Source organism: Chryseobacterium sp. PvR013, from assembly GCF_017833095.1.
Taxonomy (GTDB): Bacteria; Bacteroidota; Bacteroidia; order Flavobacteriales; family Weeksellaceae; genus Chryseobacterium; species Chryseobacterium culicis_A.
On the sequence record NZ_JAFIBT010000001.1, the window covers coordinates 1,401,807 to 1,421,851 of the forward strand.

At 36.8% G+C, this 20,045-nt stretch carries 20 protein-coding genes and 1 riboswitch; of the genes, 10 read left to right on the forward strand and 10 right to left on the reverse strand.

Annotated features, from left to right (window positions below; genetic code table 11):
* Nucleotides 1–17 precede the first annotated feature (17 nt).
* The 3 genes from JOE44_RS06345 (at nt 18) to JOE44_RS06355 (ending at nt 2,103) form a co-directional block, all read left to right on the forward strand.
* Entirely contained in the window at nt 18–1,220 is a 1,203-nt protein-coding gene (locus tag JOE44_RS06345; RefSeq protein WP_209784822.1) for an MFS transporter, read from the forward strand.
* Between the two features lie 197 nt (nt 1,221–1,417).
* Entirely contained in the window at nt 1,418–1,831 is a 414-nt protein-coding gene (locus JOE44_RS06350) for a hypothetical protein (protein WP_209784823.1), read from the forward strand.
* Nucleotides 1,832–1,953: 122 nt separating this feature from the next.
* Nucleotides 1,954–2,103, forward strand: coding sequence for a hypothetical protein (locus tag JOE44_RS06355; protein ID WP_209784824.1), 150 nt, complete (start codon nt 1,954–1,956; stop codon nt 2,101–2,103).
* 73 nt (nt 2,104–2,176) lie between these two features.
* Here JOE44_RS06355 and JOE44_RS06360 read toward each other — a convergent pair whose 3' ends face one another.
* Nucleotides 2,177–3,817 (reverse strand): serine hydrolase domain-containing protein, encoded by a 1,641-nt coding sequence (locus tag JOE44_RS06360; protein ID WP_209784825.1) that lies wholly within the window; start codon nt 3,815–3,817, stop codon nt 2,177–2,179.
* Between the two features lie 119 nt (nt 3,818–3,936).
* On the reverse strand, nt 3,937–4,992 hold the full coding sequence (locus tag JOE44_RS06365) for a helix-turn-helix domain-containing protein (RefSeq protein ID WP_209784826.1): 1,056 nt from the start codon (nt 4,990–4,992) through the stop codon (nt 3,937–3,939).
* 192 nt (nt 4,993–5,184) lie between these two features.
* Here JOE44_RS06365 and JOE44_RS06370 point away from each other — a divergent pair, with 192 nt between their 5' ends.
* From JOE44_RS06370 to JOE44_RS06385, 4 genes are all read left to right on the forward strand, one after another.
* Complete coding sequence (locus JOE44_RS06370; RefSeq protein WP_209784827.1) at nt 5,185–5,784, forward strand: Crp/Fnr family transcriptional regulator; 600 nt, start codon at nt 5,185–5,187, stop codon at nt 5,782–5,784.
* A 65-nt stretch (nt 5,785–5,849) separates the two neighbouring features.
* Nucleotides 5,850–6,470 carry a hypothetical protein gene (locus JOE44_RS06375; protein ID WP_209784828.1) on the forward strand — a complete coding sequence of 207 codons (621 nt, stop codon included), beginning with the start codon at nt 5,850–5,852 and terminating at the stop codon, nt 6,468–6,470.
* A gap of 12 nt (nt 6,471–6,482) precedes the next feature.
* Nucleotides 6,483–6,884, forward strand: a complete 402-nt coding sequence (locus JOE44_RS06380; protein ID WP_209784829.1) for a DoxX family protein — start codon at nt 6,483–6,485, stop codon at nt 6,882–6,884.
* Between the two features lie 143 nt (nt 6,885–7,027).
* Nucleotides 7,028–7,939 (forward strand): PhzF family isomerase, encoded by a 912-nt coding sequence (locus JOE44_RS06385; RefSeq protein ID WP_209784830.1) that lies wholly within the window; start codon nt 7,028–7,030, stop codon nt 7,937–7,939.
* 175 nt (nt 7,940–8,114) lie between these two features.
* Here JOE44_RS06385 and JOE44_RS06390 read toward each other — a convergent pair whose 3' ends face one another.
* Entirely contained in the window at nt 8,115–8,762 is a 648-nt protein-coding gene (locus JOE44_RS06390; protein ID WP_209784831.1) for a DUF1062 domain-containing protein, read from the reverse strand.
* Nucleotides 8,763–9,265: 503 nt separating this feature from the next.
* Between JOE44_RS06390 and JOE44_RS06395 the strand changes: the two genes are divergently transcribed.
* Together JOE44_RS06395 and JOE44_RS06400 are read left to right on the forward strand one after the other, a co-directional pair.
* Nucleotides 9,266–10,681, forward strand: coding sequence for an aldehyde dehydrogenase family protein (locus JOE44_RS06395; protein WP_209784832.1), 1,416 nt, complete (start codon nt 9,266–9,268; stop codon nt 10,679–10,681).
* Nucleotides 10,682–10,797: 116 nt separating this feature from the next.
* On the forward strand, nt 10,798–11,592 hold the full coding sequence (locus JOE44_RS06400; protein ID WP_209784833.1) for an AraC family transcriptional regulator: 795 nt from the start codon (nt 10,798–10,800) through the stop codon (nt 11,590–11,592).
* 159 nt (nt 11,593–11,751) lie between these two features.
* Here the strand turns inward: JOE44_RS06400 and metE are convergent, their stop codons facing one another.
* Nucleotides 11,752–14,055 carry a 5-methyltetrahydropteroyltriglutamate--homocysteine S-methyltransferase gene (gene metE, locus JOE44_RS06405; RefSeq protein WP_209784834.1) on the reverse strand — a complete coding sequence of 768 codons (2,304 nt, stop codon included), beginning with the start codon at nt 14,053–14,055 and terminating at the stop codon, nt 11,752–11,754.
* A gap of 176 nt (nt 14,056–14,231) precedes the next feature.
* Nucleotides 14,232–14,418: riboswitch (cobalamin riboswitch) on the reverse strand.
* Between the two features lie 195 nt (nt 14,419–14,613).
* Between metE and JOE44_RS06410 the strand changes: the two genes are divergently transcribed.
* On the forward strand, nt 14,614–15,075 hold the full coding sequence (locus JOE44_RS06410; protein WP_062670399.1) for an Lrp/AsnC family transcriptional regulator: 462 nt from the start codon (nt 14,614–14,616) through the stop codon (nt 15,073–15,075).
* An 18-nt stretch (nt 15,076–15,093) separates the two neighbouring features.
* Here JOE44_RS06410 and JOE44_RS06415 read toward each other — a convergent pair whose 3' ends face one another.
* The 6 genes from JOE44_RS06415 to JOE44_RS06440 form a co-directional block, all read right to left on the reverse strand.
* The gene (locus tag JOE44_RS06415; RefSeq protein ID WP_209784835.1) at nt 15,094–15,861 is read right to left on the reverse strand and encodes a LytTR family DNA-binding domain-containing protein; all 768 of its coding nucleotides are present in this window, start codon (nt 15,859–15,861) and stop codon (nt 15,094–15,096) included.
* Between the two features lie 3 nt (nt 15,862–15,864).
* A complete protein-coding gene (locus JOE44_RS06420; protein WP_209784836.1) occupies nt 15,865–16,887 on the reverse strand; it encodes a histidine kinase in 1,023 nt (340 codons plus the stop codon).
* Between the two features lie 66 nt (nt 16,888–16,953).
* On the reverse strand, nt 16,954–17,694 hold the full coding sequence (locus JOE44_RS06425) for a hypothetical protein (RefSeq protein ID WP_209784837.1): 741 nt from the start codon (nt 17,692–17,694) through the stop codon (nt 16,954–16,956).
* Nucleotides 17,695–17,903: 209 nt separating this feature from the next.
* Nucleotides 17,904–18,446, reverse strand: coding sequence for a hypothetical protein (locus JOE44_RS06430; RefSeq protein WP_209784838.1), 543 nt, complete (start codon nt 18,444–18,446; stop codon nt 17,904–17,906).
* A 49-nt stretch (nt 18,447–18,495) separates the two neighbouring features.
* Nucleotides 18,496–18,867 (reverse strand): VOC family protein, encoded by a 372-nt coding sequence (locus JOE44_RS06435; protein ID WP_245169724.1) that lies wholly within the window; start codon nt 18,865–18,867, stop codon nt 18,496–18,498.
* A gap of 4 nt (nt 18,868–18,871) precedes the next feature.
* Nucleotides 18,872–19,732 (reverse strand): alpha/beta hydrolase, encoded by an 861-nt coding sequence (locus JOE44_RS06440; RefSeq protein WP_245169725.1) that lies wholly within the window; start codon nt 19,730–19,732, stop codon nt 18,872–18,874.
* Nucleotides 19,733–20,045 lie beyond the last annotated feature (313 nt).

A 20,045-nucleotide genomic window follows, 5' to 3' on the forward strand; every position in this document is an offset into this window, starting at 1 on the left:
TTTAATTGCAAACCATAATGAATCCATCTGAAAAAGCTCTTCAGGGAAGCCAACGTCTCCGATACATCAAACTTTGTATATTCTTTTCCGGACTTTCGGTTTTTGCACAGCTTTATCTTTTCCAGCCGATGCTACCTATGGCTGCAGAACAGTTTGGGGTATCTGTAGGTGACACTTCCCTTTTGGTATCATCATCCACGATAGGTATGGCATTGGGATTACTGTTTTTTGCCTTTAAAGCCGACAGCTATTCAAGAAAAAGCCTGATGGTTTTTTCGTTGATTTCATCTGCCCTACTTACCATTATTTCGACCTGGATTCCAAGTTTAAGCCTCCTGATTGCTATCGGAGTCTTCAAAGGTTTTGTTGTTTCCGGCGTTTCTGCTGTTGCGCTAGCCTATCTTACAGAGGAAGTAAGCGCTCTGGCAGTCCCTGCAACCATCAGCATGTATCTCAGTGGAAACACTATTGGAGGAATGAGCGGAAGGATAATGGCGACTTTATTTGCCGGGGAATTCGGATGGCGTAATGCAGTATTGCTTATCGGAATAGAAAGTTTCATTCTGGCCGTTGTATTCTGGAAACTGTTTCCGGAATCAAGGTTTTTCAATCCACAGAAAACAGATTATCATCTTAAGATCAAACAGATGAAGTTTTTTCTTACCAATCCGTATATGCTTCGCTTATATTGTACTGCAGCATTACTAATGGGAGTTTTCGTAAGTGTTTATAACTATCTAACATTCAGATTAGAAGCCAAACCATTTTCATTAAGCCATTTTATTATCGCTTTTATCTTCCTGATGTATATTTTTGGAGTCTTTGGGACGATGATCGTAGGCCGCCTTTCTCAAAAGTTTCCGATGAACAGCATTCTTAAAGTTTCTATCCTGTCTATGCTCACCGGAGCAGCATTATTATTATCAGAAAATATTTATATTCTTATTTTCGGACTTGGACTTTTTACCCTCTCTTTTTTCGCAGCCCATACAATGGCCAGCCAGATGACTGCTTTGTATGCCAAACGTGGAAAATCTTCAGCCACTTCTATTTACTGGTTGTTTTATTATTTTGGTTCAAGTATTCTGGGAAGTGGTACCGGCTATCTTCTTCATGCTTATTCCTGGAATGTTTTCATTGGAGTCCTTATCATCTCCGTTATTATTGCTCTTCTTTTGGTTACTTTTAATACGTCACCCAAAGCAAGAGTAAAAAACTAGTACCACATACATACCACATTACATATTTCATGATGGCGTGACAAACCCTTTACGGACGTACTATTTTAACATATCATTAATTTTTTATAGTAAAAATTTAACCTAATATTTCCTAAAACAAGGCTTGACAATACAATGCCGGGCATACTATTTGCTTTTTATCTGAGACCATATCATCAACTAAAAACCAAAATATTATGAACGTAGCAGATCTAAAAATCAAGAACTTAGTAGAGTACAAAAATCAGATTTATACGATTACTGAGATCTTTCAGAATGTTGAGCAGGCTTATTTTGTTAAAATTGAAAATGATATTCAAAGTATTTCAGTTCCGGCAGCCTCCATCAAACCTATTAAGATAACAGAAGAATGGCTTGAAAAACTAGGATTTTCAAGAACTTACAGTTCGGAGCAGAGCATCCGATATGAAAGACCGGAATCCTTTATAAAATATGACATTGATCTGAGCTCCAGAAAAATACTGGAAGGACTAAAGATATACGGGAATGCCATAAAGTGCAGGTACATCCATGAGTTTCAGAATATTTTCTCAAGCTTATTCGGAAAAGAAACTGCTTTACATTATGGTTATTTGAAAACAGAATCGTAGTTAAAATAGTTCTTAGTTGAGAAGACCACAATTTATCCCGTAAATTGTGGTCTTCTTTTTAGCATAAAACAAACAAAACCCTCATCTTTTTCATGTAAAATAAATTTCTATTGGCCGTATTTATGGGTTTCAAGAAAGCAACCGCCATGATTTCCGGTAAACCTGAGATGGTAAAAATGTTTGGAAAATGGGGAACATTTCAGATCTACTTCAAATTCCACAAAAATGCAGAAGGTCAATTTGACAAGCTGGATATCGGACAGGACAGATAAATTCTTTTATACAAAAAAAAGTATCATGCTGGATATCATGCAGTTAAAACCCGGAATAACACTTTTGAAAAGACTATTTTATTCTTTTAAATTCAATATTAGAGAGGCTTCCTCCCGATAAAAGGAATCCCTTAATATCATTATTCTTATCATATTTAAAATCAAGCTTTCCGAAGAATGATTTGTAAGAATAAAGTTGTGAGGAACTTGAAAAGTACAATAAGATATCTGGATTCAAAGGATGTCTGGCAACCAGTTTATCATTTTCTACCACTAATTGATATATCGTGTTGAATTCTTCATTCCTGTAGAATCCGGTGTACTTACGAAGATCCATTGTATTCTCATTCAGAGGCTTTAATACTACTTTTTTGCATACAAATGTAAAATCTCCAATATTGAAAATTAACTTCTCCGGATGAAATGTGAAACTTCCTGTCGGAATAAAAGGGATATTAAACTTATCATCTCCTGCTATTTGTAAGGGAGTTTTATTATTATCCCAATAAAGGTTTTTACCGTCTGTTTTTATCTCCAGATAATTTCCCGGATTTATTTCATAAGTTCCTTCAAATGATTTTAACTCAGCCGCTGTATAAGATATTTTCTTTGGAAGATCCGGAAAAACCTGCTGGTCTTTAAGAAATACGTCTACCAGTGCATAGGCAATCACCAGTCCGTCAAAAACACTCTTATTTCCTGTGAGTACAACAGATAGATGATAGGCAGGAATATGCAGGATATAAGACCTGTAACTGGCAGTTCCTCCTCCATGAAAGACAATATCCAGCCCTTTGTACTTTCCGGTTTGCAATCCCAGCCCGTATTGTATTTTCTCACCAGTATTCAATATTGTACTCTGCTGCATCTTATTGTAGATTTCACGGCTTCCCACCAAAGGTTTCTGAAAATTAACAGCCCATATACACAGATCATTCAAAGTAGTAAAAATATTGGACGAGCCATTTTCCATCTGCCCGAGAGGAGTTTTGACAAAACCGGAATGGGTTACCTGATAAGATTCTGCTCTGTTGGGAGTGATTTTTACCGGATCATTCACCGCCATTGAGTGATTCATTTGCAATGGTTTGAAAATATATTCCTGAAGTATTTGTGTAAAATCTTTGTTATAAACCCTGTGGAGAATTTCTGCCAGCAACATAAAACCGGTATTATTGTACCTGTACTGATCGCCTGGTTTAAAATTGATGCTTTTAATGGCTAAAACTGTTTTTACAGCATCTTCGTTAGTTACCCGGACTTCATTTCCAAATCCCTGCAAGTCTTTAATACTTGTAAAATCTGGCAATCCATGGGTATGATTGGCAAGCTGTCTCAGGGTAATTTTATAGGGAAGATTCTTCAGCTCCGGAAGATAGGTCCGGATATCATCTTCCAATGATAATCGGCCTTCTTTTTCAGCCAAAAGTGTAATAAAAGCTGTAAACTGCTTTGAAACAGAAGCAATATCAAAAGCGGTAGAGTCTGACACCGGAATTCTATCTTCGAGATTTGCCAGTCCATATGTTTTTTTATAGAGTACTTTTCCGTCTTTGATAATGCCTACAGCCATTCCGGGTTCATTGGATTTGGCATAAGTATTTAGTAAGGAATCTGCTTTTCGGATTTTGTCCTGCTGAGTGAATTGTCCGAAATAAAATCCGGTGCTCAGGATAGTAAAAATAAATAACGTCAATCTGATTTGTGGTTTCATCTGTTTTACATTTTAATGATGAAGCAAATCTGAAACTTTACGATGATGTAAATATCCGACTACCGGAAATCGGACTCTTTTTATCTGAAAAATCAGTCCGACTTTAATTCGGACTCTATTTAAACAACTGATTTCCTGTAATCTGTAGGAGTAACTCCTGTTTCTTTTTTGAAAGCCGTATAAAATGAAGATTTGGAATTGAACCCCACTTCATACAAAACTTCAAGCACCGTAAGCTGGGGCTGATCCTTAAGAAGATCTTTAGCTTTATTAATTCTGAATTCATTAATAAAATCAAAAAAATGCCTGCCCGTATGCTGATTAATTAATATTGACAACTGCTTTTCCGGCATCCCCATCTGTACTGCCAATTTCTGTAAGGTAAGCTTATCATCCAGATAAGGATGTTCTACTTCCATAAAGGTCAGGAGATTTTTCAGCTGCTCCGGTTCTTCTTTTTGAGGTTCTTCAATCTCCTGCACCGGAGTCAGATCCTTGTTAATCCCAGCCAGAAGATTGGGACGGTATAAAGCATTCAATACAAACCAGCTGATCACAAATAATACAAATAACGAATTCAGAGTATATAAATATAAAAATGCAGTTTCATTATCTTTCAGAAACTCTCTTATCAATACAAATGTGTTTCCGATCAAAAAGAGAATTGTGGTCTGCAGCAGCCATCTATAGGTAAGCTGATGATTACTGGAATAGTTTTCCTGATATAGCTTTTTAAAGGTTCTCAACACCAGAAATACAGCAATGATATAGAAATAATACTGAACAGTAGAAACAAGATCAAAGGCCTGATCATTCTGCCCGGAAATACCTGTTATGCTAAACCATCCCATGAAAAACAAAAATGGCAATGCATGCAGAAGATGCTTTTTGCGGAGGGTAAAATTATAATAACAGGCGGCATTTACATACAGATAATATAGCGGCATCTGCAAAAGAACACTTGCCAATTTGAAGTCTTTAATTATTTTATGATCAGATGGAGGCAGGAAAAAACCGGAAAGATCAATGACAGAAATCAACAGAAAGGCAGCGAATAAATAATGGGGTAATTTTCTTTCAGATTTTGCAGTCAGCAGAAAAGCGCTTAACAGCAGAAACAGGAAAAAAATAATCTTACCCAAATCGTTGATAAATGACATATTCTCTATTTTCATGATATTCACAAATCTACAAATAATAGTTTCTTGTTGAGTATTTTAGCTTTCAATGAGATTCCTTTTTTCAATACTCATCATTCTTTTCAACTGAGGTTCAGCTTTTGTTATTCCTGAAATTTTTAATATTTGCGTAAATTTGTACGGTAGGCAATACCTTAGATTCATTACGGTACGCTACAATATTTTATAATGGATACCGATACAATACTGTTACAGCTGATAGAACACTTTAAGGAAATAGTCTCTTTAGAAGATAAAGATATAGACTGTGTCACGTCCAAATTAGAGATTATATCACTCAAAAAGAAAGACTTTCTGCTTCGTGAAGGACAGGTTTCCAGACACATGAGATTTATTGCCCAGGGAAGCCTGTATGCTTATCATATTGATGAAAAGGGAAAAGAAAACACCACTCAGCTGGGTATTGAAAACTGGTGGGTAAATGATCTTTACAGCTATTTGAGTGAACTGCCGTCAAGAATGTTTATTCAGGCTAATGAAGATACTATCATTGTACAGATCAGTAAAAGCAATTTAGAGCTGTTATACAAAGAAGTTCCGGCCATTTCCGAATTCTGGCGGCTGAAAATGCAGTCTGCCTATGTTACTTTGCAAGAGAGAACTTTTGAACATTCACGGGTAGATGCCTATACCAAATACCGAACATTTGTTACTGCTTACCGCAATATCGAACAGCGTTTCCCTCAATACATGATTGCTTCATACCTTGGAATCACTGTAGAATACCTGAGCTATCTGAGAAAAAAGCACCTCTCTGACGTTTCTTAAGATTTCTTAAGTTTATTCCGTTCCAGCCCGAATAATTTTGCTCACAGAATTTTAATGAGTGAAATATGAAGGCAAAAATTATCGCAGTAACAGCTCTTGCATCAGTCTCCCTGAGTCTGAATGCCCAGAAATTATCCTATACTCCCGATCTTGTTTTAGGGCATCGCTCCTATACCTATATGCACAATATCAACTATCAACTCAATGATCGGTTGAAACTGAATAATCTTACTTTATTTGATACAGAATATACCAAAGACAAAGAAAATACATTCTTCATCAGAAATACGCTGGCTTATAGCTTTACCAAAAGACTGAGTGCCAACGCTGCATTCGGAATGAAAAACCCTGGAGCATTTTTCAGTGCTTACCTGCAGTACAAGATTATCCAGTCTGATTATTCTCTCTCCTACTCTATAGGAACTACTTATCAGAAAGGATTTTCATTGGAACAGTCCATCTCATTTGAATATACTCCGTATCTGTCAGAAAATCTCAAGGGATATTTCAGTGTACTGGCTATTGGAAACCTGGATGACAGTGGGTATCCCAGAGGGCTGCAGTTTATCCGGCTGGGAGTAAAACAAGACAAGATGATGTATGGGCTGGCCTCCAATTTTGACCAGTTTAACAATGGAAAAAAGACCCTGGAAAATATCGGGGCATTTGTAAAATATAACTTTTAAAAATTATAAGAAATGAAAAAGAACATTGATTTAGGAATGCTTATCACCAGAATAGCTATTGGACTTCCCATGTCGGTTTATGGAATCAGTAAACTGGTGAATGGCGTTGGGTTTATTGAAGATATGATGACAATGCACGGTCTACCATCATTCTTTGCTTATGGGGTTTTTGCAGGAGAGATTATAGCTCCTATCCTATTGATTATTGGATTCCGGGCGCGTTTGGCAGGATTGATCTTTGCCGCCAATTGCTTCACCGCTACTATTCTTGCCCAAACAGCTAATATTTTCAAACTTAATGAATTTGGAGGCTGGGCTTTGGAACTGCTGGTAATCTATATGCTGGTAAGTCTCAGTTTTTTCTTTACCGGTGCCGGAAAATATGCCGTTTCTACCCAAAATAAATGGGATTAAAATTCCCACCCAAAAACTTTCTATTCATTGATTGATACATCAGAATCTCAGGATTCTGATGTATTTTTTACCAAATGACAATAAAAACAGACATTAGACACCGGTTTCATTCCGTATTTTTACAGTAACCTTAATCGTTAGTCATGAAAGAAGTAATCGTGTATCAAATTGATTCCTTTACCAAAGAAAAATTCAAAGGAAACCCTGCCGGAGTTGTATTAAATGCAGAAAATATGACCTCTGAAGAAATGCAGCTTGTTGCCAGAGAGCTGAACAACTCTGAAACCGCATTTGTTTTTAAATCAGATTCTCAAGAGGAAAACTTTGATTATAACGTCCGCTATTTCACTCCTACCACAGAAGTTCCTTCTTGTGGACATGCTACTATTGCAGCACTGTATGCAAAAGCTCAGGAAGACCAATTGGATTCATGCACCCTTACAATCAAAACACAAATCGGAATATTGCCGATTCATATTGAAAGAAAAAACAACGATTACCTCATCACAATGACCCAGGGAAGCTTTGAACTGAGCCCTGCTTTCGATGTTTCAACCACACAAAAAATTGTTCAGGCTTTGGGATTGACTATCGATGATCTTGATGAAAAATGCCCTGTACAGATTGCTTCCACAGGCCATTCAAAAGTAATGATTGGTATTAAAAGTAATAGGGTTTTAAATCAACTCGCTCCTGATCTTACGGTTTTGGCAAGGCTTAGCAAAGAAATCGGCTGTAACGGATACTTTGTATTTACTTTCGACACCCACGAAAAAGATATTTTAACCAATGGCAGAATGTTTGCCCCAGCCATTGGTATTGCCGAAGATCCGGTTACCGGAAATGCTAACGGTCCTTTGGGAGGCTATCTTATTCAAAACAAAATCAAAGAAACTGCTGACGGTATTTTTGAATTCACAGGAAAACAGGGTGAAGCGATCAACAGGATGGGTAAAGTAGAGGTAAAAGTTCAGGTAAAAAACAATCAACCAGAGAGGATCAGTATCACCGGAAATGCAGTCGGTGTTTTCACAACTACTATGAATCTGTATTAATGCTGATATTTAGATAAAAATACAGATAAAGCCATTCATCATTTTGAAGAAGCAATCCGAATGACGAAATCAAAATCAGAAAAACAAACTTTGCGGAAACAACTTAATCTTTTAATACCATAAAACTTCAATATAGAAAACGTCCCGATCAATGACCGGGACGCTTTTCTTTTTATTATTTATCTTCTACGGCATTGAGAAATAATTCCTCCTTTCCGACAAGATAAATATTGATTAATTCTTGCCTGTCGATCTTAATAGTATCCCCGTTTTTACATTTATATTTCTTTTGCAGAGGCTTTCCATTAAAATAAACCTTATCCGAATCAAGTAATAAATTCAGTTTAGAAGATGAAATGCCTAAACACGTCCGGATCACCGTTGAAATTCTCAGATTAAAATCAAAAGGACACTGCATTTGAAACGAAATCATCTCATCGTCCATATTTATCAGGTTCTCTACCGAAAGCTTATCATATACCATTTCATATTCTACACTTTCCCAGTCGGCTTCCACATTATTTTTTCGCTTGAGTTCCTGTGAAAAAGCATATTCCCAGGCAATTTCTGTATTATTTTCTGAAAATTTATTGAATATTTCTTTACTGATTGATTCTGTTCTGATTCTTGAAAATACAGTCATGTTATAGGTGTTGTTGCATTTTACACATCGGTAAATTAACCATATATCAATATTCTTTTTCTGAGCATTCAGCCTGAATTTATCGCTGCAATGAAATCTTTCGCTGTTACAATGGTTGCATTTCTTTTTTAGTAAGGGAGTATTTTTCGCTTTTACCTCCCATATATATTGTGTACTCATTACTTATAATTGCGCTTATTATCCTTTGTTGGATTTTTCCCTATTATTCACGCATTACAAGGATGTTACATGCATCCGGCTTTTAACTTAAAGAGTATTTCTCAAGGTATCGTTTGCCGTATATTTTGGTTCCTGATCAATAGTAATTGTCAAAACCAAAATAACAGATACAGCTACCCTTTGCGGGCAATGCAGTGAATAATATGATGAAATGAAAACCAGTTCGGGTAGAGAATTACCCAAACGAAAGAACGATCAGCCTGTGGTTACGAAGACTGATACTAAGCGATAATAAGTTTAAGAGTTGTTCTCAAAACGGGTTATTTACTTGGTTATGATAAAAGTAGTCAATTTTATCGAAGGACAGGGCATTGTGACATTTAAATTCAAAAAATAAAAATTCACAGGTTATAAAGTGAACCATACAACAAACAAAATTTGAACTATACAACAAACTCAGCCTTTTCATTTCTGCCGAACTTTGTGGTATTAAAATCATCAAAATGATACAGATAAATAAAATTTACATCAACGGCGAATTTGTTACGCCAAAAGGAACAGAAACTTTTGATCTTATAAATCCTTCTACTAATCAAAAAACCGGAGAGGTAGTTTTGGGAAATGAAGAAGACACCAGAATGGCCATCGCCGCAGCAAAAAAAGCCTTTGCTACATTTTCAAAAACAACGAAAGAAGAACGTATCTGTTTTCTTAAAAAACTGCATGAAGCAGTAAGCAAACGTGAAGATGAGCTTGTATCCGTCATGGTGAATGAATACGGAGGAACATTACAATTCTGCAGAATGAGTGTTCAGAATGCCATATCAGCTTTTACCAGCACTATTACCACTCTGGAATCTTATGACTTTGAAAAAACAGTCGGAAATTCTAAAGTACGTTTTGAATCTTTGGGCGTTGTAGGCATCATTACTCCATGGAATGCCAGCAACAGTTTCATCTGTAATAAACTGGCTACCGCCATTGCTGCAGGATGTACAGCCGTTATCAAACCTAGTGAAATGAGTGCTATGCAAACCCAGATTCTTACTGAATGTTTTCATGAAGCAGGCTTACCAGAAGGCGTATTCAATATTGTAAACGGATTAGGAAATGTAGTGGGAAATGAAATCACCCAGCATCCGGATATTGCTAAAATATCTTTCACCGGATCCACCCTTACAGGAAAAGCAATTGCCAAAGGAGCGGTTGATACCATGAAAAGAGTCACCTTAGAACTCGGCGGAAAGTCTCCTAATATTATCCTTGAAGATGCTGATTTTGATAAAGCAATTCCTATGGCTGTTTTCGGGGCGTATATGAACAATGGGCAGGCATGTATTGCTCCTACCCGATTGCTTGTTCCAAAAAATAAGCTGGATGAAGTGAATGAACTTGCTAAAAAAGCGGTACAACAGGTAAAAGTAGGAAATCCCAATGAAGAAGATACTCTTGTAGGGCCAATGGTAAGCGCTAAACAATTTGACAGAGTACAAAGTTATATCCGCCTTGGACAGGAAGAAGGTGCTACTCTTCTCGCTGGTGGTGAAGGGAAACCGGAAGGTCTTGAAAACGGTAATTTCGTAAAGGCAACCATCTTTACCAATGTTCGTAATGATATGCGTATTGCACAGGAGGAAATTTTCGGACCTGTCCTGTCTATTATTCCTTACACTAATGAAGAAGAAGCCATTGCCATTGCCAATGATACCACTTATGGCCTGGCAGCTTACATCAGTTCTGCCGACAAAGAGCATGCGGAGCGTGTGGCAGCACAGATTGATGCCGGAAGAATCTGTATTAACGGGTTTGCCCATGATCCTTATGCCCCTTTCGGAGGCTTTAAACAGAGCGGTATCGGACGTGAGTATGGTGTATTTGGGCTGGAAGCCTATTTAGAACCTAAAGCCATCCTTTCCTAATGGTATTTTCTTCACAGCAGAATGTTCTCAGGATCGTTTTGCTGTGAAGATTCTATGATCCTAAAAAAGTTTTGTAAGTTTGAAGAAGAATCCATCCAGAAATATCCGCGTGAGCTATGAGCGAAAATACTATTCCTTTACCCATCAATTATTCCTGTCATTTTTCAGAATTCAGGGAAGGTGAACAGTTTGCACGGATTCACAGTCTGGGACTTGTTCTTTCCGGGGAAATGGAACTGAATGACGGGATTACAAAGACGATATTTAAAGAAGGAGAACTCTACTCTGCAAGGAAAAACCGTTTATTAAAATTTGCAAAATATCCGCCTAAAGATGGTGAAATAAGAACTGTAACCATTTATTTTGACGAAGCCATCTTACGTGATTTCAGCCGTGAATACGGATATCAGGCAGAGAAAAAAGATAATATCCCGGCCTTCATAAAACCGGATCAAAAAGCGTTAACAGCCTTTATGTATTCTCTGCTCGCTTATGAGAATCTTTCTTCCACAGAGCTTTTGCGTCTCAAACAAAAGGAAGCCTTACTTCTCATGCTTAATCATGATCCCGGCCTTAAGGATATTTTATTCGATTTTTCTGAACCTTATAAAATAGATATCGAAGCTTTTATGAATAAGAATTTCCATTTCAATGTGAATGTAGAGCGTTTTGCTTATTTAACGGGAAGAAGCCTGTCTGCATTTAAAAGAGATTTTCAAAAGATTTTTGGAATTCCTCCAAGACAATGGCTGCAGCTTCGAAGACTGAAAGAAGCTCATTTTTTGCTTACCCAAAAAGGCAGATCAGTTTCTGACATCTATCTGGATCTGGGGTTTGAAAATTTATCCCATTTCTCCTTTGCATTTAAAAAACAGTTTGGCTATCCACCCAGTGCACTACAGGCCAAATAACTTAGATCTCTTTTAAAATATAACCGGCTGCAAAAATAGAATATAAAAATGAATGGATTCGTATCTCTCACTCCCATTTTAACCCTTTAAAAAGAAACAGATCGTGCCATAAAATCATGCCACGACCTGAATTATTGAATCTAATTATTTTAAAGTTTTTTAAAGTGCGTATTCTACTGAGGCTTCTTTAGCGGCAGCTACCATTGCTATTAAAGCTTTTTCTGTTTCTTCCCAGTGTCTTGTTTTCAGTCCGCAGTCCGGGTTTACCCAAAGCTGATTGGCAGGAATTACGTTTTGTGCTTTTCTCAACAGTTCAATCATTTCTTCTTTTGACGGAACCCTTGGTGAGTGGATATCATATACTCCGGGACCAATTTCATTCGGATATTTAAAATCTGCAAAGGCATTCAGCAGTTCCATCTGAGAACGGGAGCATTCTATGGTAATCACGTCTGCATCCATATCCGCAATATTTTCAATAATATCATTGAATTCTGAGTAACACATATGGGTATGAATTTGTGTAGCATCTTCCACTCCACTTGCTGAAATTCTGAAAGCTTCAACAGCCCATTTCAGATAATTCTGCCAGTCTGCTTTTCTTAAAGGAAGCCCTTCTCTGATAGCAGGTTCATCAATCTGAATAATTCTGATTCCGGCTTTTTCCAGATCCACTACTTCATCACGGATTGCCAGTGCAATCTGCTTACACGTTTCTGAACGAGGCTGATCATCACGTACAAAAGACCACTGTAAAATCGTCACAGGACCCGTCAACATTCCTTTTACCCATTTTTCCGTTTGAGATTGGGCATACTGAGACCAATACACCGTCATAGGAGTCGGGCGGGAAACATCACCAAAGATCACAGGAGGTTTTACACAACGGCTTCCGTAACTCTGTACCCATCCGTTTTTGGTGAACATAAATCCTTCCAGCTGTTCTCCAAAATATTCTACCATATCATTACGCTCAAATTCTCCGTGCACCAATACATCAATGCCGATGTCTTCCTGCCAGCGAATGGTTCTCTGAGTTTCTTCTTTTAATAAAATATCGTATTGCTCCGCGGTAAGTTCTCCTTTTTTGAATTTAGCTCTCCAGCTTCTTACCTCTGTTGTCTGCGGGAATGACCCGATTGTTGTAGTGGGAAACAAAGGAAGCTGCAGGACTTGCTGCTGTTCTTCTTTACGGGTTTTGAAGGCATTTATTCTTTGTGCATCTTTTTCAGTGACCGCATTTGATCTTTGTTTTACCTGATCATTGTGGATAAGAGAAGAGGTTCTTCTGCTTTCAATGGCTTTTTTATTTTCTTCAAATACTTCAAGAATGTGTTCTTTTTCCGTTCCTGAAACCAGTTCTTTAAGCGTCACCAGTTCTTCTACTTTCTGTTTAGCAAAAGCAAGCCAGTTTTTAATCTCAGGGTTAAGGTTCGTTTCAAAATCAAGATCGCAAGGAGAATGAAGCAATGAACATGACGGTGCAATCAAAATCCTTTCAGAGCCTAATTTGTCAACAGCTTTTCTGATGAAAGACAATGACTTTTCAAAATCATTTTTCCAGATATTTCTGCCATCAATTACTCCTAACGAAAGACTTAGGTTTTCCGGAATACGATTCAGAATATCATCCAATTGTTCCGGATTTCTAACCAAATCGATATGCAAAGTATTCACCGGAAGCGAAACAGCAAGCGATGCATTATCTTTTAATCCGTCGAAATAAGTGGCAACAATGAATTTCAGTTTCGGGAAACGTTTTCTTACTTCTGAATACACAGAAAGATAGGTTTCTTTTGCTTTCTCAGTTAAATCCAGAGCCAGAAAAGGTTCATCAAACTGGATCCATTCAGCACCCTGCTCCTGAAGTTTGGTTAAAATTTCCGTATATACAGAAAGAAGATTTCCAGCCAGATCCAGTTTATCAAATCCTTCTTCTTTTTCTTTTCCTAATAACAGATAAGTAACAAGCCCGATAATTACCGGTTTTGCATTGATACCCGCCTGTTTTGCTCCGGCAAATTCATTGAAAATTTTATCTGAGCTTAATTTAAATTGCTGGTTTTTATAAAATTCCGGGACAATGTAGTGATAGTTGGTATCGAACCACTTGGTCATTTCCATTGCTGTAATGTCCAGCCCTTCTTTCTGGTATCCTCTTGCCATCGCGAAATAAAGATCCAGCTCAGAGTTGTTCTTTTTAAGCACCACCTCATGGTAACGTGAAGGAATTGCTCCTACTACAAGGCTCATATCCAATACCTGATCATAATAGGAAAAATCGTTGCACGGGATAAGATCTATACCGGCTTCTTTCTGAATATTCCAGTTTTGATTACAGAGAGTTCTCCCTGTATTCAGAAGTTCTTCCAAAAGAATTTTACCTGACCAATATTGTTCGCAGGCTTTTTTGAGTTCTCTTTTGCTACCAATACGCGGATAGCCCAGAATGTGAGTTTGCATTTTTTAAACTTTTTAATTAAACTTAATAGGAAAGTGCTTTAAAATGCTTCGTTATGTTTTAGCGGAAAAAGTTTCAGGAAAGTAATGACATAGCAGACAGTGTATTTCCTTCAGAAAGAAAAATACATGAATCTGATCTATCATCTGTATGACCCAAAAGCTTCAGCCCGCGAAAGCATTGTCAATTCAGTAAAGGCAGGTCTCCTGACTTGTAACAGTTTCCGTCATCCTTCCCGCTTTTGGCAGTGGATATACCAAGACAGAAACTTTTGGTGTGTTACTTACAGTTGCGCGACAGCTCGTGATTTGCACACGATTCCCTATTAATCTACCTTCAGTAAAACCTTTCCTGTTTGATGAAGTATCTATAAAGAACTGTACTTTTACCTTTAACAATTGCTTCCAGTAAAAGTTTTTAATTTTGTGTAAAATTAGCAATACAGAATAAAAGAACAATAAATAAGGAAAAATTAAGCAAAATAAACTTTTAAAAATAAAAATAAAAGCATATAATTCTATATATTTGATTGTTTTAATCATTTAAAAGAATAATATTCTGTGGAACAACTCGATGACAAGGATTTACAGCTGCTCAGGCTGCTCCAGAAAAATGCCAAACTGACCGTTAAAGAACTTGCTAAAGAAGTGAACCTTTCTACTTCACCGGTTTTTGAAAGAGTAAAAAGGCTGGAACAGGAAGGGTTTGTTAAAAGATATGCAGCCGTTCTGGATGCTGAAAAACTCAACCGCGGATTTACCGTTTTCTGCCAAATCAAGCTTAAAATTCACGACAGATCTGTAGGCTATGACTTTGTAAAAGAAATTCTGGAGATTGAAGAAGTTGCCGAATGCTACAATATTTCCGGAGATTTTGATTTCCTTCTGAAAGTTCAGGTAAGAGATATGAAACATTACCAGGATTTCGTATTTAATAAACTGGGATCTGTAGATTCCATCGGGAGTACCCACAGTACATTTGTCATGGCTGAAGTGAAAAACAACCATGGACTTACCATTTAATTGAACAGGAAACCGGTTTTATTCTTCAATCCATTTTCTGAAAGCAGATGTATTGCTCTGGCTTGTAATAAAATGATCTTTCTGACCTTTTATCTGGGCGGAAAGTGTATTCTTATTGTAACGTTCTATTCTTTCAATATGCTTTTTCTGGACGAGTGCACTGCGGTTGATCCTGAAAAAATCTGAAGCATTGAGCTGGGTTTCAATTTCTTTCAGAGTAGATTCATTCAACAGGTGTTTTTTTCCTGTTGTATCAAAAGCAAAGACAATCCCTTCTTCCGCTTCAAAGAAAGTAATGTCTTCCGTATTGATAAAATAGATTCCCTGATGTGAGCTGACCGAAAATCGTTTCTTATAGCTTTTCTCCACAGGGCTGTTATTTAGTATTTGCTGAAGTTTTACCCAAACATCCTCCGGCTCTGATGCTGTATTTCCCAATAGAATAAATTTATCCCAAGCCTTTTGAAAACGGCTCTGCGAAAATGGTTTTAAAAGATATTCAATCCCGTTGCTTTCAAAAGCATTCATCCAGAAACTGTCATACGCGGTAGTGAAGATAACCGGACATGAAATATTCACCTGATCATAGATTTCAAAGGCATTTCCATCTAATAATTCAATATCAGAAAAAATCAGGTCAACCGTTGAGTTTTTAAGAAAAGCAATGGCTTCTTCTACAGTACTTATTTCCGAAACAATTTCCACGGGTCTTTCCAGCTCGCTGATGAAACGTTTTAATTTGTTTCTTGCCGGAATTTCGTCTTCGATGATTACAACTTTTATCATATTTTATGCTGGAATTATGGGAATGACTACTGAAAATTCTGTTTCTGTTTTTATAATTTCTACCTGCCGATCCGTTAACAGCGTATATTGCTCCTTAAGATTACTGAGTGCTCTTCCTGAAGTCTTTTTACTGTTTCGCTTGGGTATTCTGGTATTGGAAACGGTGATTTCTTTATCTATTTCTACGGTGATCAAAACAGGATTTACAGCTGTTCCCAGATTATGCTGAACGGCGTTTTCAAGCAGCAATTGCAGGGAAAGCGGAATGATCCTCCCTGATGATCTGATATGATTTATTTTTAATGAATAAGCACTTCCATATTTATACTGTATCAGATTAAAATATTTCTCTGCAAATGCCAGTTCTTCTTCTACAAACACGGTCTTTTTATCAGAAACCTCTAAAACATAACGGTATATCTCTGCAAATTCATTGAGGAAATCCGATGCTTTGTATTTGTCTTCTTCTATTAACTGATCCAGAATGTTGAGATTATTGAATAAAAAATGAGGATTAAGCTGTGTTTTCAGTTGATTAATTTTACTTTCAGACAGGGCATGATCATAAAGAGCCAATTGTTTCTGATATTCCGTATTCTTTTTGTAGTAACGGTATGCGAGGAAAAAACTTCCATAAATAAACCCTCCTATCAAATCTGAAAAGGTAGAAAGAATAACAACTTCCTGATTGAAATTTTTCTCCACTTTTCCAAAAGCAACAGCAATCAAAAAACCAATTATTTTCATCACCAAAAGGTAGGTTAATAGGGAAAAACTGAATATTTTCAGCATTTCTGCTACACTAAACGTTGATGACTTTCGCCAGTTTTTAATGAAAAAATCAATGACAAAAAACAGGATACAGGCACTAATAAGGGTAACAACTGCCGCTTCAGGAGTGAAAATATACCAGTCCAGTGTTCGTCTTATTCCTATACGGGTGTGAATAGACTGTACATAGGCAAACAACAGAATGAACAGAAGGAAGTATCTGTTTTGATGCATCTGTTTCAAAATGGTTTTCATCAGTTTTATAAAGGGATTTTTTTACAAAAATAGCCCTATATTTTTACAGGGCTGTTTTTTGTATTATTATTTTTTCTTTTCCGGAAATGATGAGGTAACATTTCCGTTGTCATCTAAAAAGTCCAGTTTTGCTTCATTATTTTTATCGACACAGAATCTGGCTCTTGGCTTCCCCTTACTGTCAAATAAGAACAGTCCGTTATGTTCATCTTTGGTTTTTCCAAGCATCATTCTTGGTGCACCTCCAATCAGTCCCTGCTGTTCATATTCTTTGTATTTTTTCTGAGCGGCATCCGGATCTTTTATCTGATTCAATTCTGCCATAATTTGTCCCGTTCTGAGTTGTGATTCTTTTGATGGACGATCATTAAAATAAAGTCCGCTAGACACCACTCGCTTATCTCCTTTCTTATAATCCTGGGTTAAAATCTGCATGACCTGATCACCATCATATTGATCATAGGTAAGAGACAATCCCGAACTGTGGCCATTCTGATTTTTCTGTCCGTCATAAATAAAGCCTCCACATTCAATTCCGTCTTCATTGAAGAAGAGCATACCTGAACGTTTTTTTCTCGTTTTATTGGTAGGACTGCCATTTATTTTATCTTCCCCTGTAGGAAATTTATCCACATTGGTAATGATCATTTTTACCGTACCGTCTTTTTCTACAATATTGATTCTTTCCACATCTATTTCGGTAAATTTCTGATTTCCGTCTGTTTTAAAAGCGGAAGCTGTTAAAAATACAATTCCAATGACCGCTGCAAAGGCAAATGTTCTTAAAAAAATTAATTCCCTGTTCATAATGTTATTTGTTACTTGTTTTGTTTTTGATAGGTCAAAGCTATGGCAACCCTGTTTACCATTCAATCAGAAAACAATGAACTAAGGAAATAAAGAAATAAATGAAGGATTTTTCCCGTTGAGTATATTTTATCAACCACTCTCCTTCCGGTAAATAAAAAAATCCGTCAAAGAATAACGGATTTACTATGATTATGATTTTCTATTCATTAATTCGCTGCCGGATCAATAAGCGCAGTTGTAAGGCCTAATGATTTGAGAAGATTTTTATTGTCAAACAGCAATGTTGCATAGTGTTTTCCTTTTTTAAAAACCAATTTTGATCCTCCAGGAAATTCACTGTCTGCTCCCAGTTTTTGCGTCTTGGCATTGTATTTACCGAACTTTGTTTTACTATCCTGCAATGTACTTTTATTCAGGATAAGACCGAAAGGCAGTCCTTCAACAACTACAGGTTTGTTGTCTGAAGTGGTAAAAAACATTTCATTAACCGCATGATCTTTACCCAGACTGCAATAGAGTTCTAATCCTGTCTTCATTGGCCATTTTGCATATTTTTCTTCATTGGCATCTTCATAAAAAACAGTTTTTATGTTCAGTGCTTTTGATATTTTATCGGGAGTCTGCGGAAATATAAATTCTGAATTCTTGTCCAATAAAGAATTTAAGGTAGCCGTTTTCTGAGAAAATACACTTACACTTACTACCAGAAAAAAGAGTGTTACAATAAAAGTGAATGGTTTCGTCTGCATGGGAATATTTTAATAATTTGATGGCTAAAGATATTAAAAATACCTTAGTTTATTTCTTTTGCTGCAAATTAAATACTGTACCCGCCGGATCTGTAATCCAGTGCATATCTTCAGGAAGTTCTTCAATTTCATCACAGGTTTCCACGCCGTTTGATTGCAAATATTGGGTTGCTGCTTCTACATCGGGAACTGTAAGCTGTAACCAGGTTTCAGAATGGGTATAGTTGTCAACACAGTCTAACCAGATGATATTATTCCCGAATTTCACTTCATGGGTTCTGGAAACGGTTGGATTATTAATGGCCTTTTCCTCCACATCAAGTTTTAAAATATCCCTGTAAAAAGAAACCGTCTTTTCATATTTATTTTTTGGAATTTTTATGGCGATATTAATTCCTGCTTCAAATTGGGTCTTCATCATCAAGCTATTTTAAAAAACCGTTCAGATAATTCAGAATCAATATCGTCTGCATCATCAGACTCACATGGGTTTGTCCCGGAGCAACAGCCAATTGAGATTTTGGCATGGGTCCCATATCTGCAAAAACATCACCTCCCAATAATTTATAGGTTTTTGAAAGTTCTGTTTTATCCAATCCGTCATTATCACCGGCTATGATTAAAACAGGTACCGGAATTTTAGAAATATTACCGTCACCAAGGTCGAAAGGCTGTCCGGCAGAAGCCATCATCTGTTCCAGAAATTTGGTCCATTTTGTTTTATCAGGAGCTACGGCATTGTAAGCTGTATGCAGAGGGCTGTTCGTAAAAAGGTCAGGTTTCATTCCTTCAAGTGCTTTATTTACTTCAGGCAGCCAGCCGCTGGTTTTATAGGTTGATGAAATGATAACCAGCTTGTTCAGTCTTTCCGGGCTTTGTATCGCCAACTGATAAGCTACTTCTCCTCCAAAACTATATCCGGCCACATCGGCTTTATCTATTTTCAGATAGTCCATTACCTTTGTAACATCACTGGCCAAAGTAGCATGGGATAATTTCCTCTCTGAAAACGGAGTATGTCCGTGGCCCTGTAATTCAAGAGCGATTACTTTTCTGTTTTTTGAGAGCTCGGGAATCAATTCTCCCCAGTTCAAATCAATTGTCATGAAGGCACCATGCAACAGCACGATAGGTTTTCCTTTACCATAGACTTCATAATAAACTTTGATACCATTTACAGGAGCATAACCACTTTCAGAGGGTTTTACTTTTTGTCCGTATAGCTGTGATATTGTAAGAGCAATAGCCAGGACTAATAATGCAGAGCATTTGAATAAACTTTTCATAATATTATCAGATTTAGTGGATTAACATTTTAATCAAAATTAGCGAGTCATTATGAAACCAGACTTGCCACAAGACAAGATTTTATATCAATGAAATCAATTCCTTATGAAATCCGGTATTGAATCCTCTCCTTACACACATTACATCTTACATTATTTCAAAAAAAAGAGGTAAAATATCAAACAATCTATTGAATAAAATAAATATTTTCAAATAATTCTACAACAGTTGATAAAAATTTATTAATTTCGGATAGAACTAAACCTAAATTATTATGAAAAATTTAAAGAAAATCGAAAGACAGGAATTGAA

Excerpts from the sequence above, each read along its gene's own strand:
- JOE44_RS06345 (WP_209784822.1), top strand. The coding sequence starts at position 18 with ATGAATCCATCTGAAAAAGCTCTTCAGGGAAGCCAACGTCTCCGATAC.
- JOE44_RS06350 (WP_209784823.1), top strand. The coding sequence starts at position 1,418 with ATGAACGTAGCAGATCTAAAAATCAAGAACTTAGTAGAGTACAAAAAT.
- JOE44_RS06355 (WP_209784824.1), top strand. The coding sequence starts at position 1,954 with ATGGGTTTCAAGAAAGCAACCGCCATGATTTCCGGTAAACCTGAGATG.
- JOE44_RS06360 (WP_209784825.1), bottom strand. The coding sequence starts at position 3,817 with ATGAAACCACAAATCAGATTGACGTTATTTATTTTTACTATCCTGAGC.
- JOE44_RS06365 (WP_209784826.1), bottom strand. The coding sequence starts at position 4,992 with ATGAAAATAGAGAATATGTCATTTATCAACGATTTGGGTAAGATTATT.
- JOE44_RS06370 (WP_209784827.1), top strand. The coding sequence starts at position 5,185 with ATGGATACCGATACAATACTGTTACAGCTGATAGAACACTTTAAGGAA.
- JOE44_RS06375 (WP_209784828.1), top strand. The coding sequence starts at position 5,850 with ATGAAGGCAAAAATTATCGCAGTAACAGCTCTTGCATCAGTCTCCCTG.
- JOE44_RS06380 (WP_209784829.1), top strand. The coding sequence starts at position 6,483 with ATGAAAAAGAACATTGATTTAGGAATGCTTATCACCAGAATAGCTATT.
- JOE44_RS06385 (WP_209784830.1), top strand. The coding sequence starts at position 7,028 with ATGAAAGAAGTAATCGTGTATCAAATTGATTCCTTTACCAAAGAAAAA.
- JOE44_RS06390 (WP_209784831.1), bottom strand. The coding sequence starts at position 8,762 with ATGAGTACACAATATATATGGGAGGTAAAAGCGAAAAATACTCCCTTA.
- JOE44_RS06395 (WP_209784832.1), top strand. The coding sequence starts at position 9,266 with ATGATACAGATAAATAAAATTTACATCAACGGCGAATTTGTTACGCCA.
- JOE44_RS06400 (WP_209784833.1), top strand. The coding sequence starts at position 10,798 with ATGAGCGAAAATACTATTCCTTTACCCATCAATTATTCCTGTCATTTT.
- metE (WP_209784834.1), bottom strand. The coding sequence starts at position 14,055 with ATGCAAACTCACATTCTGGGCTATCCGCGTATTGGTAGCAAAAGAGAA.
- JOE44_RS06415 (WP_209784835.1), bottom strand. The coding sequence starts at position 15,861 with ATGATAAAAGTTGTAATCATCGAAGACGAAATTCCGGCAAGAAACAAA.
- JOE44_RS06420 (WP_209784836.1), bottom strand. The coding sequence starts at position 16,887 with ATGAAAACCATTTTGAAACAGATGCATCAAAACAGATACTTCCTTCTG.
- JOE44_RS06425 (WP_209784837.1), bottom strand. The coding sequence starts at position 17,694 with ATGAACAGGGAATTAATTTTTTTAAGAACATTTGCCTTTGCAGCGGTC.
- JOE44_RS06430 (WP_209784838.1), bottom strand. The coding sequence starts at position 18,446 with ATGCAGACGAAACCATTCACTTTTATTGTAACACTCTTTTTTCTGGTA.
- JOE44_RS06435 (WP_245169724.1), bottom strand. The coding sequence starts at position 18,867 with ATGATGAAGACCCAATTTGAAGCAGGAATTAATATCGCCATAAAAATT.
- JOE44_RS06440 (WP_245169725.1), bottom strand. The coding sequence starts at position 19,732 with ATGAAAAGTTTATTCAAATGCTCTGCATTATTAGTCCTGGCTATTGCT.